Genomic DNA, 17,044 nt, shown 5'->3' with positions numbered 1-17,044 from the left:
AGGTTGGCAGAGGGGTTGAACTGATCCGGGCCGGGGCGTGACGGCATAGACCCCACTCGCAATGGGAGTGGGGCCTATCTGCGCTCGCGTGAGTTGTCGGGAACCCCCGGTGGCTAGGTGCTCAGGTTCCAGCGCTGGCCACTGTCGGGCGCATCCAGCCAGACATACTGCTGGTCGGGCGTCACCGTCAGGCCGTAGCAATCCGGCGCGGGCCGGTCGCTGGCGGCATACGACTGGTAGGCCAGTTCGAGCAGGTCCCACAGCTGCCGCGGACCGGCTTGAGCAACGGTGCCGTCGGCGTGCAGATCGGCGATGGAACCGTCGCTGGCCCACACCCGGGCGGCCGAGATGGTGCCGTTGTCGCCCAGGTCGTACTGCCACACCAGATGCGGCAGCGCGATCTCGGCGATGAACCGGTAGCCGGGGTCGGTCAGGGCCGAGGCAGGCAGGACCGAGGCGTGACGTTTGTCGTTCGGCAACGATGGCCTCTGAGCCGGTACGCCATCGCCAGCTTCCCGACGCAGCGGCATGAAGTAGGCCCCGCCGAGTAGGAAGCGGCCGGTGGCGGTCCCAGGGCCGGTCCGTTCGATGCGGACCAAGGCCCCGCCCAACGGCGCGAGAATGAAGCCGTCGTCGGTCAGCTGCTCGATCCACGCCTGCGGCACCGCGTGGATGCCGCAGGTGGCGAGAATCCGGTCGTAGGGGCCTCGGTTCGGCCAACCAAGTGCACCGTCGCCCGTCACCACCAGCGGCGCATACTTGGCCGCCGTCAATCGGCCGCGGGCCGGCGTCGTGATGTCCGGCGTCACGTCGATGCTGACGACGTTGCCATCGCCCAGCCGGTCGGCCAACAGCGCCGCGTTGTACCCCGTCCCGGTGCCAATCTCCAAGACCGTCATCTTGTCGGCCAGGTCGAGCGCTTCCAGCATCCGGGCCATCAGGGAGGGTTCGCTGCTCGACGACGTGGCAGCCCCATCGGTTCGATGCGTCACCAGGGAGCGATCCGAGTAGACGGCAGCCAGCCATTGTTCATGGGTGTCCGGGTCGGTCGAGCTGATCACCTTCCCGGCCTGGTCGTAGAAGCTGGGCATGAACAGGTGGCGCGGCACCCGCTCGAAGGCTCTGCGCCAGGTCGGATCGGTCAGCCTGCGGGAGTCGACAAGGGTCTGGACGAGCTTGTGTCGCAGGGGCTGGGCTTCGTCGGTGAGGTCGGGGGCGGGCATCTATGCGCCTTTCTCCAATAGGTCGGCCAAGGCGTTGGTGATGGCGCTGCGGGTGAGTTCGATCCAGGCCCACCGGCCACCCGGATTGACGTCCACCAGCCAATGGACGCCCTGCGAATCGACGATGAAGTCAACGGCGGCGAAGGTCAGGCCGAGGCGACGCATCATCTGGCGGACGCCGCTACCAACGGCGCTGGGCAAGGTGACGTCGGTGTAGCTGAGATGGGGCGAATCACGCCGCCAGTCAAGACGACCCGGGCCAACGGGCGCGTGGATTGCCACCGGGAACAGTTGGTCGCCGACCACCGTCAGGCGCACTTCGTACGCCTTGTCGGTGATCTCGCGCTGGAACAGATGAGCCGTCAACGCGATCCGGGGGTCATCCCACTGCTCCGGCTCGACGCGTGAGGTGTAGATCTGGCTGCGTTTGCCGTCTTCGGTGTGGACGATGCCGCCGAGGACCTTGGTGATGATGTGGCCGTGGTGCTTCTCGGCGAACGGTCGGACGGCGGCCGGATCGTTGGTGATGAGCGTGTCGGGCACCGCGAGCCCGGCTTCGGCGGCGGCCGTGAGTTGGACCGGCTTGGTGCAGTCGGCATTGCGTTCCGGCCGGTTGACCCACACCACGTCAGTCTTGGCCCCCAGCAAACCGGCAAAGGCTCGCTTGGCTTGAGACAGGGCGAATCGCTCCTCGGCCTCGCTCATGCCGTCGGCGAAGCGGAACGGCAGCGGCTTGCGCCACCAGACCGCCCCGATCTCGTCCAGGTTCACGCCGTGGCGCTGGTCGTGCAGCCGGCCACGCCAGACGCCATCCGGCCGCAGCTCGGCCTGCACAGTCGAGTCCTGGGGAAAGTCGGCCAGATCGGTGCGCCAGAACGGAATCTCCCGACGGCCCAGCTCCCGCAGCACGTAATCCGCGGTCGGGTCCAAGGCACCGGTGACGACGAGCACGCGCGGCGAGAGGCCGCGCGTGCCCTGGCCGAACTGAGCCATCAGTCGTCGTTCTCGTCGGTGTCCACGGAGATGACGGTCTGGCCGTCCGACTCGGTGTTGCAGCACGAGCCCATGATCGGCGTGAGGATGGGCGTGTCGATGACGACCAGGTCGTCGGCCAACGACAGCCGCGACTGCGGGTCCACGGTGATGGTCAGCGGCTGGTCGGCGATCGTGACCGGCCGCGTCACGAAGTCGAGACCGAACGGCTGGCTGGCCAGCGGGCCAGGCGTGCGACCGGTGATGCTGCGATCGACGGTCGGCAGTCGGTCAGTCAATAGGGACATGCTTCCTCCTTGAAGATCGGGCGATCCGGTTGTCTTGGAAGATCACGCGCCAGGGAGCGTGACCCGGATCGTTTTGCCGCCACCCTGTTTGGCATCGAGGACCACGACTTGGCCGCCCAGCTCACGGGTCAGGTGCCAAACGATCCACAGGCCACGGCCGCTTTCGTCGTCGTCAGACAGGGGCAACTCCTCTGGCCGGCCGGGGTGTTGGTCTGACACATCGAGTCGAATCGCCCCGTTGCTCAGCGCGAGCTCGACCCGGACGCTGTCAGTGCCGTCCGCGTGCTGGATGACGTTGGTGACCAGCTCCGAAACCACCTGCACCAGCACGAACGACAGATCACGGTTGCGAGCCGCCAGCCGCAGAAGTTCGGCCACGTCGTGCCGGGCCTGGGCCGCCGAACCCGGTAGCCGGGGGTAGGACCAAGCTGTGACGCCGCTTCGAACGATGGTGCAGGTCTCGGAATCGGTTGCCAGTCTCATCAGGTGCTCCTCGTGGGTGGCGCATCATCGAGACTCCACCGCCCACACCATCTGTCACCAGTACATTGAGGGCCGCGAAAGGTGGCGGAATAATCACGGTGAGTGAGGCTTGCCGTTTGGGGAGGAGCGACCACGCATGGGCAAGAGCGAGAACGTCCACTTGGCCTTGTGGGTACGGATCGCCGGTTTGTCGCATGGGGAGCTGGCCCGCCAAGTAGCAAATGAAGCTCGTCGTACCGGTGAGCCGCAGGTGGCGCCGGATAGCACACGAGTTCGCCGTTGGCTGGGTGGCGAAACGCCGCGGCCACCCGTTCCGGCGCTGGTAGCGAGCGTGCTCAGCAAGGCCACCGGGCAGGCGGTTACGCCGGGCGACCTGGGTTTCGTTTCGCTGGCCGTCTCCCTCAACTCGATCCAGCTACCGTTGTTGACGGAGAGCGCCGCAGCGACGCTCCTCGGATGGACGGAGATTGATCTCATGCTCAACCGGCGAGAGATCAGCCAACTCGCCGTCGGCGTGCCGCTGGTAGCGGCTGCCGACCGGATGCTTACCGGACAACCTCGCCAACTCACTAACGCCACCAGCGGATTCGACGCCGACGGCGTGGCCGCCCTTGAGACCCTGTGCGACACCTTCAGGAAGCTGGATGCCGTCCGCGGTGGCGGGATGCACCGTCAAGCGGTGGTGGCTCAACTGGCGGAAGTGGCCCGCCGGATTCAAGACGGCGTACCACCATCCCTGCGTCAGCGCGTGTTTGCTGTTGCCGCCGATCTCGCCCAGCTTGCCGGCTGGATGTCCCACGACTGCGGCCGGTTCGGCACATCTATCTATAGCTCTTAGGACTTCTGAGGCACATGAGAATTGTGTGCCCGTATCCCTGTTCCTGAGAGGTATCTGCTAGGTGTTTGGCACGTCTGTTACGTACGCCGCTGCGCGTACTTTCAAAGCTGAGAAGGCCGTCTCGGCCGATGGATCCGTCCGCTGGGTGATCGCGTCCGACGAGTACGAGTTGCACTCGGAGGCGAGTGCGTATGTGGCCTCGTTGCGGTCACGGGACTGCTCGATCAACACGGAGCGCGTGTACGCGGGCCGGGTCGCGCTGTACCTGACGTATTGCGCGGCCAACGGTCTGGATTGGGCCGCGCCGGGCTTCGCCGCGCTGTCCAGGTTCCTGCACTGGTTGGTGGAGGAACCACTACCGCCGCGCGGACGCCGGAGGCGAACGGAACCGCGCCACCGCTCGAGGACGACGGCGAACCAAATCCTGACCACGGTCGGTGAGTTCCTGCGGTTCGGCGTCCCGAACGGTTGGGTGCGGCCGGAGACGGCCGCGATGCTGTCGGAGGAGAAGTACCTGTCGTTCCTGCCTCCGGGGTACAGCGCGGGTGAGGACGGTCAGTACCGCGTCATCAACGCGAAGACCATCAAGTTCAACGTCGCCGTGCCGGGCTACGAGTGGTTCAACGACGAGCAGTTCGAGCAGCTGGTCAACGTCACGACCCGGGCCCGGGACCGCTTCTTGGTCTGTCTGCTGGGGGCGACCGGAATCCGGATCGGTGAGGCTCTGGGTCTGCACCGGCAGGACATGCATCTGCTGTCCACGTCTGCCTCGCTGGGTTGCCAGGTACTCGGCCCGCACATTCACGTCCGGCGCCGGCAGAACGCCAACGGCGCCCTGGCCAAGTCCCGCATGCCCCGGTGGATTCCCGTGGACGAGAACCTGGTGTCGCTCTATGCCGAGTACTTCTACGAGCGGGAGTGCATAGCCGAGGCCGCCGACTGCGACATGGTGTTCGTCAACCTCTTCCGGGCTCCGCTCGGCAAGCCGATGAGCTACCCCAATGCCAAAGACCTGTTCGACCGCCTGGCGGTCAAGGCGGGCTTCGCTGCTCGCCCGCACATGCTGCGGCACACTGCCGCGACCCGGTGGATCCGCAGCGACACCCCACGCGATGTCGTGCAGAACCTCCTTGGCCATGTCTCGCCGTCCTCCATGGATCCGTACGTTCACGCCACTGAGGCCGACAAGCGAGCCGCCGTCGACCGTCTCGCGGCCAAGCGCCGCCAGGAGGTGCAGGCGTGAACAGCAGCCTCGCATCCGTCGCCCCCATCCCTTCACTGCCTGCGGACGACGACCGGGTCGAGCAGTGGCGGATCTTCCTTGCCGGGAAGATCGACCCGGCCTGGCGCGAGGACGAGTGGGACAGCACGGCCTGGCTGTTCACCGGCGACCTAGACAACCCGCGAACCGCCGCCTATCGGTGCAGCACTCCCGAATGCCTCTCGGTGCTTCCATCCCCGCACAGCCGGTGCCAGTTCTGCAGGGAGGCCCTGCGGGACAGCGGTCTGAACGAGGCGGAGTTCGACGCCGGTTACCGCCGCGACCCGCAGCGATACCTCGTCTATACCCGGCCGAGCCGGTGCATCGCCGGCAGCAGCGGAGACCGGTGCTGTCGCTCGGCTGCCAGCCGAGGGCTCTGTCGCTCCCATCATGCCCGCTGGCACCGGGTGTTCCGCCGCGACGGCTTGGCGGACACCGACGAGCACCTTGTCGAGTGGGCCGCCGGGGTGCCGGGCCTGGACGCCGCACCGTGCTGCATCGTCGGCGGCTGTCCGCTGGACGGTGTCGTGAGCTCGGGCCTTTGCGGCACCCATTACGAGCGGTGGAAGAAGGCGATGTCGCAGTCCCCGGAGCCGGTGCCGGCGGAGACCTGGGCGGTCACCGCGGCTCCGTATCTGACGGGAGCGCAGTTCTCCCTGGCCGTGCTCAGTCCGGCGGTGCGACTGGAGATGCTCTTCGGCTTGCAGCAACGTGACGCCATCGCGGGAAGAGTCGTGCCGCGGGTCGTGCGGTCGCTCGCCACGAGACTGACCGGCTTTTCGAGCCTGATCCTGGGCGCGACCGAGGCGCAAGTGATGCGGGCCATCGAGGGTCAGACCAACGGCGTCTACTTCTGCGGCCAGACACTGCGCTACCTCCGCGTCGCCTTCGACGAGTTCAACGGCATCGACCCCACCCGGTGTCCCGTCTGGGACGTCGCTGCACTCGGCATCGCCACCGCCACCAAGCGAGGACGCCGACGCTCGGGCACCATCGATTTCACTCAGATCCGGCAGCCTTGGCTCCGGGAGGTGACCATGGAGTGGGCCCGCAGCACCCGCCCCACCGGGCATCGGCTGTCGGTCCGGCTCACCGCCTGCACGCACGCCTCGCGGGCACTGTCAGTACGCCTCGGCGAGGGCATGGAGCCCTCGGCCTTGCAGTTCGCCGACATGACGGCGGTCGCGGACTACTTCAGCACCCTGAACAGGGCTGACGGCGCCGATTACACCAACAAGTACCGCAGCAGCCTGCTGACGGGCTTCTGGCAGGTCCTCGAATTCGGGCGCCAGGCCGGACTGTTGGATGACGTTCCCGGCGGATTCACGCGTCACCGCTCGCACCGGATCGTCGAGGACGATCCGAACGAGGACGACATCGGCAAGGCAATACCCGAGTCCGTGATCCGGCAACTCGACCAGAACATAGGCCAGTTGGCGGACGGGACAACCTACGGCGTCCTGGAGCCCGCCGACATCAAGAAGCTGTTTTGCACGATCTACATGCTGCTGCGGGACACGGGACGCCGTCCCCGCGAGATCGCCTCGCTGAAGGTGGACTGCCTGGAACACGTCGACGGCGATTACAACCTCGTCTGGGACAACCACAAGGGCAAACGGTTGCGACGCCGGCTCCCGATCGACTCCAGCACTGTGAAGACCGTCCAGGACTGGCTCGAGGTGCGCAAGCGGATGCAACGGAGCGAGCACGGCGGCCGCTACCTCTTCCCGGCCCCGACAGATCGAAGCGCCGAGAGGTACATCCCCACACTGGCAATCTCCAGGGTGGTCCGTCAGTGGGCCGACGCGATCCCGAACCTGGACTCGGAGGTCCCGGACACGGACGGCACCCCGCTGCCATTCGACCGCTCGTTGATCTATCCCTATGCCTTCCGGCATTCGTACGCTCAGCGGCATGCGGACGCTGGCACCCCACTTGACGTGCTCAAAGAGCTTATGGATCACCGGGATGCCTCCACCACCATGGGCTACTACAAGGTGTCCTTGAAGAGGAAGCGGCAGGCCGTGAAGACGATGCGGCTGCACGTGGTCGACCGCTCCGGGCGCCCGGCCCCGATGGCGTCCAATGTCTCCTACGAGCGACGTTCCGTCGCGGTCCCGTTCGGCGGCTGCGTCGAGCCCAGCAACGTCAAAGCGGGAGGACATGCCTGCCCGATCCGCTTCCAGTGCGCCGGTTGCGGCTTCTACCGTCCCGATCCCTCCTACCTGCCCGCCATCGAGGACCACATCCGATCGCTGAAGGCCGACCGGGAAACCGCCGAAGCCATGGATGCCGAGGAATGGGTCGTGCGCAACATGGCCGAGCAGGTGGCGTCGTTCAAAGACGTTGCCGAGCGAATGAAGGAGCAGATGGACGAGCTGGACCCAGCCGAGCGGGCCGAGATCGAGGAAGCGAGCAAGATTCTCCGCAAGACCCGGGCCGCGAACGGCCGCGCCACACTGCCGCTTACCGTCATCCAACGTCAGGAGCGCGGCGCGTGAGCGGCAAGCGCACCCCCGCCGAAGTCCTCGCCGACTCCCGTCGGCGCGACAGCCACCGCAAGCGGGCGAGGGTACTCGAGACCGTCGAGGCCATGGCCAGCAGCGACCAACCGGTGACGTTCGCGGCGGTCGCGAAGATCGCCGGAGTGTCGAACTGGCTCGTCTATGCCGATGGAGTACGCGAACACATCCAGACGGCAAGAGACAGGCAAGCCGCCCGAGTTCAGCGTGGTCGCCCTGCCGGCACGGTGGCCGGCGCGGCCGGCCTGAAGACCGACCTGGAGCTGGCTCGCCAGGAAATCTCATCGCTGCGGACCGAGCGCGACAAGCTCAAAGGCGCCCTGCAACGTCAACTCGGCCAGCAGCTCGACCAAGTGGCCGCCGGCGACCTGATCGCCCGGATCAACGAGCTGACCCAGCAGAACGAACGGCTGATCGCTGAGCGAGACGCCCTGGAACGGGAAAGGGCTGAGTTCGAGGCAAAGCTCGCCGAGACAGAGGAAGACCTCGGGGCTGCCCGCACCAGCCTGCGCAGGATGATCCGTTCCGAGAACGCCTGACCGACACGACCACGGCGGGGTCTTGAACAGAGGCCTTCCACGCTGTTCAAGACCCCGCTCGATCAGGCGTCGTGGATCACATGCATGAACTGCTCGAAGTCAATCTCCTGACCGTACTTGAACGGTTCCTGGATGACGTTCCACTGCCCTCGCGTCAGGCCGTCTCGACACACGCGGACGGGAAGCGACCCGCTCGCCCCCACGACCACGATCCGCCCGACCTCGTCGAGGGGACCGTCCTGACCTCCGGGAAGGAAATAGACCCAACCTTCTTGGCTCCATCCGTCGACCACAACCGAGGGATAGGCCGCGTTCACGGCCTCCAAGCCCTTCCGCCCTGGCCAGGACTCCCCAAACGTGACTACGTACTCGTCTATGTGCTTGATCTCTATGAAGCGCTCGCTCATACGCATGCACGCTAGCGAGACTCCCCGCTTCGCAGGGGCAAGATCTCGGACCCACAGCAAAACGTGCCTCACGTGCCTGACGCTCAGCTGGGCTGTGACCTGCGCAGACCCTTGACAACTCTAGATAAGACTCGCCCAGCGCTACTGGTCATACGGCGTCTACGCCTCGAATGAAGCCCAGCAGCGAGGCCGCGGCGTCGAGATCGTGACGCGCATGGCCCATCAGATGGTCTACCTCGGCCGACCACAAGATGCCCTCGAGCTGCTTAATGTGGCCAGAGCAGCCGCCGACAAGGAACGGGAGCCCACGGTCCGGGCGCTGGTTCGCTCCCAAACCGGCCGGATGTATGCCGCCCTGGGTGCTCGCAAGGCAGCTGACACCAACCTGGCCGAGGCCGAAGTCTTCCTGGCCGAAGTCGAGCAGCGGCCGTCCTGGGCGGACTACTTCGATGCCGCCGAGCACGCTGGCGCCCGTGCCGTCAGCGCTCGTGACCTGACGCAGCAAGGCTCACCGGGACTCAAGGCCAGTGATGAGTTCCGCAAGGCCATCGACCAACGTGGCCCCGGCTTCGAGCGTTGCCGGGCGATGGACATGATTGGTCTAACGGCCGCCCTGCTGGATGAAGGTGAGCCGGAGCAAGCAGCAGCTGCCGGTGCCGAAGCCCTCGACCTGGCGGAGCGAATCGACTCGGCCTTGGTCGTGTCGCGGCTCAACACTCTCACGGAGTCGGTCAGCCGCTACCGCACAGCTGAGACAGCGGCCCTGCGTGAACGTACCGAGGACGTGATCAGCTCGACGGGGCAGGCGACAACCGTCGCGGCCTAAAGCACACGGACTACTCCAGCCCACCTCGACGAGGCGGGCTGGAGCAGCCTGCCGGTTACTTAGTCAGGCGACGATAGCAAGGTGGCCACCTGTAAGTGGTGCACCCATCTCGCGGTTTCTGGCCACGTCATTCGAGGCGCGAAGTTGGTTGAGATTCCCACGCCCCGGCTGACAGCCCCAAGAACGCGACGACGCCCATTTGGGTGAGTTGGGAGACACCAGGGGCACCGCTATGCGACCGTCTAAGCAGGGGTTGCGAGCCACTGACAATGAGCTTTCTCGCTTGATCTTGGGGGGTCGACGGGTGGAGCCGAACGTTCAAGGTTCAGACGTCGTGACACGTCAGGTTGCGGCGGCGCATCTGGCAATCGTTGGCATTACCGATGCCACAATGATCGATAGATATCATCAGCGAGGCGGAACCGTCTTAGGGTTGGGCTTGCTACGACGAGCCACTGATATCCCGAACCTGGCACTACCAGCTGACACCGTGTTCGATCTGAGAGAGGTCCTGACGGCGGGTGCAGCCGCCGTCATCCGGAATCTACCCGAGGCGTTGCGCGGCGGCTTTGCCCTCAAATTCTCTGGCCACGGTGAAAGTTTCTCCCCTGAATGTGCTCGCGGCAGATATTCTTCGCGTCGCCGGTTTTGGGACGGGGTCGATCAATTGCAAGCTGTCGCCATAGTAGATGCGGCCATGCGTCATCCACCGCCGGGCACGCGCGCCATCGTATTCCAGCAGTACGTCCACGACCCGGGGCTGTCGGGTGTCTTCTACGCCTACTGCTACCTTGAACGGTTGCTCGTTGAGGCCACCAGCAAGGGCCAACGGACGTTCACCGAGGTGACGGGAGACCGGGTGACCCGTCGGGCCTCTGTGGAGGGGCCGCACATCCGGTCAGCCAGCACAAGAGAAGCCGACCCTGTGCGGGTTTACTCGATTCTCCAAGCGCTCCGTCGACAGCTTGGCTTTGACTTCGACATCGAGGGCTTCGAGTCGGATGGAGGCGTCATTGCCGTCCAACTGCGCCCGATTCCCAATGACATGCCGCGCGGCGTCGAATTGCCAGCCATGCAGAAGGGCACTGGCTGGCACCGAACGCCACTGGTTTGGGGCGTATGGGAAAATGGCCGGGCCATCCTGGATGCCGATGTTCCCGGTCAACCGGCGGTCATGATCAAGCGGACCGCGTCCCTTGCTGGCTGTCCTGTCATTATGCGGCGGCTGGAACGAGGCGATCAAACACTGGTAGTTGACGCAGTGGACGGCTTCCGCCTCAGTCACGACCCTTGCTGTTTGCCAGAGGTGGTTCGGCAACGCCAAGGCTTCAGCTATATCTCTGTAGCCGGTAGCCAACTAGCACAGCTTCAACCTGGTGAGATCGTCGAAGCCTTTGTTGATGGCGACAACGGGGCTATTCGGCGCGTTCCGTAGGAAATTGAAACGTCGAGAGGTGCACAATGTCAGCCACCACCGCCGTTGCAGCATTACGGTTCGACTTTCTGGCCCGCAAAGAGGCCAAAGAATGGCTTCTTTTCGACTGCGTGAAGCACTCGGTCGAGCCGGTTACGGCCGAGCACGTCGACCAGCTGGAATCCGGCGGAGCGCTGGTCCGTCGCATCCAGCGTCCGCTGCTGACCGACGCGTTGTCCGCCCCCTTGAAGCTGTTCGTCAGCGTCTCCAACCGTTGCAACCTGACGTGTAGCCACTGCATGTCTAGCTCCTCGCCGGCTGGACGCACCGAGCCGACGACCGCAGACCTCTTGGCCCTGATTCAGGAAGCTGGCGAGCTGGGCGTCTTCCTGATTGTGGTCGGGGGCGGTGAACCCCTGATGCGGCATGACATCTGGCAGCTCGTGGCCGCCATGCGGCATCACGGCATGGGGGTGTCGCTGACGACCAACGGCACCATCCTGACGACTCGGGACCTGGAGCAATTCGTTCGGCACGAAGTGCGGGTGAACGTCAGTTTGGATGGCGACAAGGAGAACCATGACCGCATCCGGGGCCGCGCCGGATCGTTCGAGCGCACGATCCGGGGTATCCGCCGGATGCTGGAAGCTGGTATCCGCCCCACAGTGCGCTTCACCCTGATGAACTCGAACCTGTCGGACGTCGATGCCGTTCTCGACCTCTGCCGGGACCTGGGCGTACCCGTCAAAGCTCGGCGGGCCAAGCCTGCTGGTCGGGTCATCGGGACGACGGACATCATCACCACGCCCACTCCGGCCTACTACGACGCGGTGGTCAAGCTGAACGAGGCCGACCACTGCGGCGTAGAAGACCTCATGAACGTCGAAGCCGGTGCCAAGGAACCGTTGTTGGTGTCCGAGAACGACTGCGGCGCGGGGACGCGCATCATGTTCGTGGACGAAGACGGCGGCGTGTCGCCGTGCACGTTCCTGGGAGAGGATTTTAAGGCCGGACAGTGGCAGCCGGGCAAGCTGGCCGACATCTGGGCCAACGCCCCGGCGTTTCACCAAATGCGTAACCTTCCCGAGAACAAGACCTGCGGCTCATGTTCTCGCCACTCCACCTGCCATGCCGAATGCCCGGCCATGCGCCTGCACGTCAACGGCAGCCTCGATGGAGACGATCCCGGCTGCATTGCGCCCTTGCTCCAACTCGGCCCGACCCGGCTGCGCCGGGGATAGCCGAGATGTTCACCGAGATCGCCTCCGTTTACGACTTGGTCAAATCGCACCGCGACTACGCGGGCGAAGCAGCCACGATCCGCAGACTCATTCACCAGCACGCATCGACGGCCAAGACGCTGCTGGACGTTGCGTGCGGCACCGGCAGCCTGTTGGCGTTCCTGACCGGTTACCACCGGGTGGGTCTGGACGCGAGCACACTGATGCTCGATGTAGCCCGCAACAAGCTGGGCGACGAGGTCGGATTGCACCACGGGAGGATGGAGAGCTTCCAGCTTTCGCAGACTGTCGAGGTGCTGCTCTGCCTGGACGGTGCCCTGGGGTATGTGTCAGCCCGCGACCTCGAAACGACGCTGACCAACTTCGCACGGCACATGACAGGTGGTGGCCTGGTCGTTGTCGAACCGTGGTACACGCCCGAGGCGTGGCGGCCCGGCTTGGTCCACGTCGTTCACCATCAAGACGAAGCGACGACCGTGGTACGTGTCGGGTACGGGTACCCGAACGGCCGCATCGACTTTCACAACGTCGTCGGCACCGCAGACGGCATACGGCACTTCGACGAACGCTACGACTTCACGCTGCACACCGACCAGGCATTGCAAACGGCGTTTCGGAAGGCCGGATTTACTGAAGTACGCCAAGAGGCCGCGCCCGGTTTCGGACGCGGCCTCTATCTGGCGCGGCGGATGTAGCGGCTCAGCGCTTGCTGGCGCGGCGGATCTCGTAGGCCAGACGGTAGAGCGCGGCCAAGTGCGGTCGGTCGTTGGCGACCAGACGCTCGGCGGCCTGTTTGATCGGGAGGATGGCTACCTCCTGTACCGACTCCAGCTCGACGCCGCCGTCGTCATCCGACGACCCCGTGATGACGACGTCCGCCCATCCCAGCGCAATGGCGAAGTTCGGGTGGGGCAACCACGGTCGGTAGGCCGTCTCTGCGGTGGTCAGGCTGTCCCACTGGCCGAAGAGCTCGAAGTGAGAGGCTTGTCCGCCAATCTCCTCTGCCAGTTCACGAGTGACCGCCGTCTCGATGGCCTCACCTTCGAGCAGCGTGCCACCTGGAGTTGCCCAGCCGGATTCCTTGGTGTGCAGCAATACGGCGCGGTCGCCAACGAACGGCACCACATGCACATTGCTGGTGTAGTCGCGAGCTGGCACTTCGTCTTTGAAGTACGATGTCACCGATCGCCATTTGTATGGCGTCTTGAGGGTGGTGAACGCATCATCGAGAGCTGCCCGCGCCTCGATTGATAAATTAATTGCCATTGCTTTCCATTCTATCGAAAGATTGCAATATTGCCTATGTTGGTCATGGCTAGGACAAGCCGCATTAGTCTAGCCGAGCCAGCTCCGATGGAGAGCCCGTTGTGCCTTGAATCCTGCGCTCCGGGTGGGATGATCGGATAAATTGACCTCGGCGTTGACCGTGAATGCCGGACCTGCCGATCGGCCCCACTGCAAGCGGCATTGTCTACTCGACTTCTCCGGCGTGCTGACCGTGGGGATGCGCGAGGCCAGCCGTGCCTTCTGCGTCCGATCCGGCCTGGAACCCGACGCCTACCACCAGGCGATGCGGACCAACCCTGTCGGGCAGCGGCTCTACACCGACATCGAGATCGGCCGCATCAGCCAGACCGAGTGGAACGAGGGTGCCGCCGGGCTGCTCGGCCTCGACCCGATCAACCTCATGGCCCGGTTGCTGGCTGACACCCGGCCCGAGCCCCGGCTGATCGCGCTGACCCGGCAAGCCCGAGCCGCGGGCATCAAGACAGCCCTGCTGTCCAACAGCTTCGGTCTTGACCCATACAACCCGTACCGGGAGCTGGGCGTGGCCGACCTGTTCGACGTGACGGTGTTGTCGGAGCAGTGCGGCATCGCCAAGCCCGATCCGGCGATCTACCGCCACACCCTGGACCTGCTTGATCTGCCCGGCGACGCTTGCATCTTCGTCGACGACCAGGCGATTAACCTGCCACCGGCGGCGGCCCTCGGCCTGACGACGGTCCACGCCCAAGAGCCGAGGCGAACGGTTGAGCTGGTGGCCGAGCTGTTCGCTGACGTCGGCGGCCGGAGTTGGTTGGCTGCCGCGCTCACACCGGTTGCGCCGTCCTGTTGACGTACCTCGGCCGCGCCTCGATGGACTCCCATCAAGGTACGGGCGGGTTGGCCAATCTGCCTCCGGTGACCTGCGAGTGAGCCCTACGCTCTGAGGATGCGTATGGCGATCCGGTCGTTCGGGCACTGGGCGATGAAGATGACGAGCGCGGAATTGGACGACATGATCGTGGCGCTTCGTGCTGCGGCAGCGGTACCAACGGAAGTCAGGTTCTGGGGCCTCACTGATGCCGGGCGATGTCGGCCTGCTGAGCATGAAGCGAGACAGCTTTCAGGTCGTACTCACCACCATTGATGCGACCGTCGAGGCGGTCGTCATACAGGATGGTCAGCTTGTTCTTGATGCGCTCTCCCTCCTGCTTAAGACCTTCCGCAGCAGCTTCTTGCAGGGAGAGTTGAGACCGCAGACCGGCTTCAAGCTCGTTCTTGAGCCACGCCGTCAGGCGAGGCCGTGCTGCCTTGAGGCGGCTCAGACAGCCTGCTAGCTGTTCTTCGATCACCGCTTGCCGGACGAAGCGCCGCCGACTGCACGACCACGGCTTGGGACACTTGCCGTACCAGTAGCCCTTGGCGGTTTCCCAGACCAGCAGTCCCTGGCAGGCAGCACACGTCACCAGCCCCTGAAACAGGGCGCGGTGCTTGCGGTAGTGCTGAATCTGAGTGGCACTCCGAGACAGCGTGCGCTGCACCTGTTCAAACAGGTCAACCGAGATAATCGGGTCGTGACTGCCTGGATACTGCTTACCGTTTCAACGAATAACCCCAACATAGTAGGGGTTATGGAGCATTCGGAAGACCCGATCACCCTTGATCGGTTTACCGTCAATCAGCAGTCCTCGCTTGGTTATCTCTTGTGCCAAGGACTTCACCGTGAAGCGCTTCGTCTTGGCGAGTTTGAACATCTCAACCACGAGCGACGCAACAGCCGGAACGACCCTTTGCACCTTCTTGCCGCCCTCTACGACGTTCTCGTAGCCGGGTGGTGGGGCTGTTGGAAACCATCCTTGGCGGATCTTCTCCAGTTGGCCCTTGCGTACTTCCTCACTCAGGTTGTCGGTATAGTTCTTGGCCATAACGACGTGGATGCCCCAGACGAGCTTTTCCTGAGAGGCCGAGTGCTTATGCAGGACGAGTGAGTTCTTGGGCGCATGCAACCGGCGCGCCTCGTCTGCATCTAGCCATTCCTCGGCCATGACTGCGTCTTTGAAGTTTCGCAGCAGGCGATCTACTCTCTCGCAAGCGAAATGCAAGATTTGGTGCTTCTTCAAGTAGGCCATGACCTCGTTGAACGTTTTGCGCTGATCAGCCTTCGACGCGCTCTCCGAGATGAGGAACACCTTGGCTATCTCCAGGTCGATACGTTCGCAGTACTCACGCAGAAAACGCTCCTGCGCCTCTAGCGAGTAGCCTTCTTGCTCTTGTTCTTTGGTCGAAACCCTTACCAGGATGACGACGCGTTGTGATTTGTTACTCGTGGAACCTCCTTCTCCGGCGCTGCCGGATAGTTAATGGGTTCCCCGCCCGACTATTATGCGACCTTCCTGGGGATAGTCAAGAGATATCACCCTTGGCGGCTTCATGCTCAGCTACTCGACGTTGCACGGCTAGCTTGATTAATGCGGTGTAGAACCGCCCGAGCCAATCGGCTATTTCTGCAACTTCGACCAGTTCATAATTTTGGCCGTAGTCTTCACGCAGGATCGACTGGAGGTCGTCCAGTTGCTGAGCATGAGTCCGTGGGTGGGTGGGCATGGGAATCTCCTCGGTGGCAAGTTGATGATGAGAGAAAGCCCGGATCAGCGACATGCCAATCCGGGCGGTGAGTTGATTGTTGGAGTCAGATGGAAACCACCGCCCGCGCCAACTTCAGCGCCTGAGCCTTCAGCGGCTCGGGTCGGATGAGAGTGCGGTTGAGCTTGGTCTCCCAGGTACGGGACCGGCGAACGTGGTCCAGGTATTCGCCTGCGGCTTGTACAAGCCCGTAAGCGGTGTGGGCAATGGGTGCGGTGGTTGGTGAGGCCAAGAACAGAGCGAACGGCCTCACGAGCCTCCTCAACGTTTCTGGCAACACGATCTGTGACCAGGCCGGCCGGAGGCATGGGGATGAACTCGGTGATGAACAGCTCGCGCTGCCGGGTCGAGATCGGGATGCCCAGCAGCTCGGTGGCAAGGGCTTCGTAGGCCCGCATCTCATGTCGGGCGCCGGTGACGGCTTCCCGGGCCTGGGCAACGCGGTTGCGCCAGCCAGGTTTGTGGACGAAGGAGAAGGTGGTGCCAGTGCGGTCGCCTTCGAGTTCGGCTGCCCGGAACGTGTTGGCGCAGACGATGCGAACCGCGGTGGCTCTGAGCGTGCAGCCGCCCGGCTGACCATGCCGGTTGGTGATGGCCAGGTACGGCAGCGTCACGCTGTCGTCGCCCGGCAGCTGGATGGGTTCGTCCAGCTGAGCCAGACACCAGACCGAGCGACCTTGGTCGAGAACGCCCGCGGTCTCCCACGACACGTTGGGTTGCTCCAGGACGGCTTCGACGATCTCGCCCATCTCGCCGTGATCGATGACGATGTACGTCTCTCGGTTGATCCACAGCGTGGCGCTGGTGTCAGATCGGGCGATCCGTTGCCACCCCTCAATGGGCCTGAACACCGGTTGGCCGGACTCATCCACACCATGCAGTTCGTACACGGCGTCGGTGATGGGGTCCCAGGTGAGACCGGCAAGCTGCCGGGCGGCGGCCCAGGTTTCGGGATGCTGGTCCAGGACCAGCCCGTCGCGGTGCCAGGGCATCTCCCTGACGGAGAACATCGACTCAACGTTGGCAGGCATAGCGCGCTCGGCAACTGACTGAACGACTAGGGCGTGTATCGGGTCGTGATCAATCTTCGGGATTCGTCGTCAA

At 64.2% G+C, this 17,044-nt stretch carries 19 protein-coding genes; 9 read left to right on the top strand and 10 right to left on the bottom strand.

The window, feature by feature from the left end; all coding sequences use genetic code 11:
* Nucleotides 1-113 precede the first annotated feature (113 nt).
* The 4 genes from OG948_RS13510 to OG948_RS13495 are packed head-to-tail and all read right to left on the bottom strand — an operon-like array spanning nucleotide 114 to nucleotide 2,986.
* Nucleotides 114-1,223, bottom strand: coding sequence for a methyltransferase domain-containing protein (locus OG948_RS13510; protein ID WP_406296524.1), 1,110 nt, complete (start codon nucleotides 1,221-1,223; stop codon nucleotides 114-116).
* Nucleotides 1,224-2,216: an MvdC/MvdD family ATP grasp protein gene (locus OG948_RS13505; protein WP_406296522.1), complete on the bottom strand. Its 993-nt coding sequence runs from the start codon at nucleotides 2,214-2,216 to the stop codon at nucleotides 1,224-1,226. It lies immediately after the preceding gene.
* Nucleotides 2,216-2,503 carry a hypothetical protein gene (locus OG948_RS13500; RefSeq protein WP_406296520.1) on the bottom strand — a complete coding sequence of 96 codons (288 nt, stop codon included), beginning with the start codon at nucleotides 2,501-2,503 and terminating at the stop codon, nucleotides 2,216-2,218. The genes OG948_RS13505 and OG948_RS13500 overlap by 1 nt, the downstream gene beginning before the upstream one ends.
* 42 nt (nucleotides 2,504-2,545) lie before the next feature.
* Nucleotides 2,546-2,986 (bottom strand): ATP-binding protein, encoded by a 441-nt coding sequence (locus OG948_RS13495; RefSeq protein ID WP_406296519.1) that lies wholly within the window; start codon nucleotides 2,984-2,986, stop codon nucleotides 2,546-2,548.
* A gap of 136 nt (nucleotides 2,987-3,122) precedes the next feature.
* Between OG948_RS13495 and OG948_RS13490 the strand changes: the two genes are divergently transcribed.
* The 4 genes from OG948_RS13490 to OG948_RS13475 all read left to right on the top strand — a co-directional run bounded on the left by OG948_RS13490 (nucleotide 3,123) and on the right by OG948_RS13475 (nucleotide 8,146).
* Complete coding sequence (locus OG948_RS13490; RefSeq protein ID WP_406296517.1) at nucleotides 3,123-3,824, top strand: hypothetical protein; 702 nt, start codon at nucleotides 3,123-3,125, stop codon at nucleotides 3,822-3,824.
* Nucleotides 3,825-3,969: 145 nt separating this feature from the next.
* Nucleotides 3,970-5,067 (top strand): tyrosine-type recombinase/integrase, encoded by a 1,098-nt coding sequence (locus tag OG948_RS13485; protein WP_406296516.1) that lies wholly within the window; start codon nucleotides 3,970-3,972, stop codon nucleotides 5,065-5,067.
* Nucleotides 5,064-7,586, top strand: a complete 2,523-nt coding sequence (locus OG948_RS13480; protein ID WP_406296513.1) for a tyrosine-type recombinase/integrase — start codon at nucleotides 5,064-5,066, stop codon at nucleotides 7,584-7,586. The genes OG948_RS13485 and OG948_RS13480 overlap by 4 nt, the downstream gene beginning before the upstream one ends.
* A complete protein-coding gene (locus OG948_RS13475; protein ID WP_406296512.1) occupies nucleotides 7,583-8,146 on the top strand; it encodes a DUF6262 family protein in 564 nt (187 codons plus the stop codon). Before OG948_RS13480 ends, OG948_RS13475 begins: the two co-directional genes overlap by 4 nt.
* A gap of 62 nt (nucleotides 8,147-8,208) precedes the next feature.
* Here OG948_RS13475 and OG948_RS13470 read toward each other — a convergent pair whose 3' ends face one another.
* Complete coding sequence (locus OG948_RS13470; RefSeq protein ID WP_406296510.1) at nucleotides 8,209-8,553, bottom strand: hypothetical protein; 345 nt, start codon at nucleotides 8,551-8,553, stop codon at nucleotides 8,209-8,211.
* A gap of 214 nt (nucleotides 8,554-8,767) precedes the next feature.
* Here OG948_RS13470 and OG948_RS13465 point away from each other — a divergent pair, with 214 nt between their 5' ends.
* The 4 genes from OG948_RS13465 to OG948_RS13450 all read left to right on the top strand — a co-directional run bounded on the left by OG948_RS13465 (nucleotide 8,768) and on the right by OG948_RS13450 (nucleotide 12,729).
* The gene (locus tag OG948_RS13465; protein WP_406296509.1) at nucleotides 8,768-9,379 is read left to right on the top strand and encodes a hypothetical protein; all 612 of its coding nucleotides are present in this window, start codon (nucleotides 8,768-8,770) and stop codon (nucleotides 9,377-9,379) included.
* A gap of 334 nt (nucleotides 9,380-9,713) precedes the next feature.
* A complete protein-coding gene (locus OG948_RS13460) occupies nucleotides 9,714-10,814 on the top strand; it encodes a hypothetical protein (protein ID WP_406296507.1) in 1,101 nt (366 codons plus the stop codon).
* Nucleotides 10,815-10,840: 26 nt separating this feature from the next.
* Nucleotides 10,841-12,034: a radical SAM protein gene (locus tag OG948_RS13455; protein ID WP_406296505.1), complete on the top strand. Its 1,194-nt coding sequence runs from the start codon at nucleotides 10,841-10,843 to the stop codon at nucleotides 12,032-12,034.
* Nucleotides 12,035-12,039: 5 nt separating this feature from the next.
* A complete protein-coding gene (locus tag OG948_RS13450) occupies nucleotides 12,040-12,729 on the top strand; it encodes a class I SAM-dependent DNA methyltransferase (RefSeq protein WP_406296503.1) in 690 nt (229 codons plus the stop codon).
* 4 nt (nucleotides 12,730-12,733) lie between these two features.
* Here the strand turns inward: OG948_RS13450 and OG948_RS13445 are convergent, their stop codons facing one another.
* Nucleotides 12,734-13,300, bottom strand: a complete 567-nt coding sequence (locus tag OG948_RS13445; RefSeq protein ID WP_406296502.1) for an NUDIX hydrolase — start codon at nucleotides 13,298-13,300, stop codon at nucleotides 12,734-12,736.
* Nucleotides 13,301-13,442: 142 nt separating this feature from the next.
* Here OG948_RS13445 and OG948_RS13440 point away from each other — a divergent pair, with 142 nt between their 5' ends.
* Nucleotides 13,443-14,150: an HAD-IA family hydrolase gene (locus OG948_RS13440; RefSeq protein ID WP_406296500.1), complete on the top strand. Its 708-nt coding sequence runs from the start codon at nucleotides 13,443-13,445 to the stop codon at nucleotides 14,148-14,150.
* A 220-nt stretch (nucleotides 14,151-14,370) separates the two neighbouring features.
* Here OG948_RS13440 and OG948_RS13435 read toward each other — a convergent pair whose 3' ends face one another.
* From OG948_RS13435 to OG948_RS13420, 4 genes are all read right to left on the bottom strand, one after another.
* Nucleotides 14,371-14,838 (bottom strand): hypothetical protein, encoded by a 468-nt coding sequence (locus tag OG948_RS13435; RefSeq protein ID WP_406296498.1) that lies wholly within the window; start codon nucleotides 14,836-14,838, stop codon nucleotides 14,371-14,373.
* Nucleotides 14,839-14,898: 60 nt separating this feature from the next.
* On the bottom strand, nucleotides 14,899-15,594 hold the full coding sequence (locus OG948_RS13430; RefSeq protein ID WP_406300249.1) for a recombinase family protein: 696 nt from the start codon (nucleotides 15,592-15,594) through the stop codon (nucleotides 14,899-14,901).
* Between the two features lie 106 nt (nucleotides 15,595-15,700).
* Nucleotides 15,701-15,955 (bottom strand): hypothetical protein, encoded by a 255-nt coding sequence (locus tag OG948_RS13425; protein WP_406296497.1) that lies wholly within the window; start codon nucleotides 15,953-15,955, stop codon nucleotides 15,701-15,703.
* Nucleotides 15,946-16,950 (bottom strand): DUF932 domain-containing protein, encoded by a 1,005-nt coding sequence (locus tag OG948_RS13420; RefSeq protein WP_406296495.1) that lies wholly within the window; start codon nucleotides 16,948-16,950, stop codon nucleotides 15,946-15,948. The genes OG948_RS13425 and OG948_RS13420 overlap by 10 nt, the downstream gene beginning before the upstream one ends.
* Between the last annotated feature and the right edge of the window lie 94 nt (nucleotides 16,951-17,044).

It is taken from the genome of Embleya sp. NBC_00888 (assembly GCF_045207655.1).
GTDB lineage: Bacteria > Actinomycetota > Actinomycetes > Streptomycetales > Streptomycetaceae > Embleya.
Note: the sequence above shows the minus strand (reverse complement) of the source record. Positions and strands in the feature narration are given on the sequence as shown.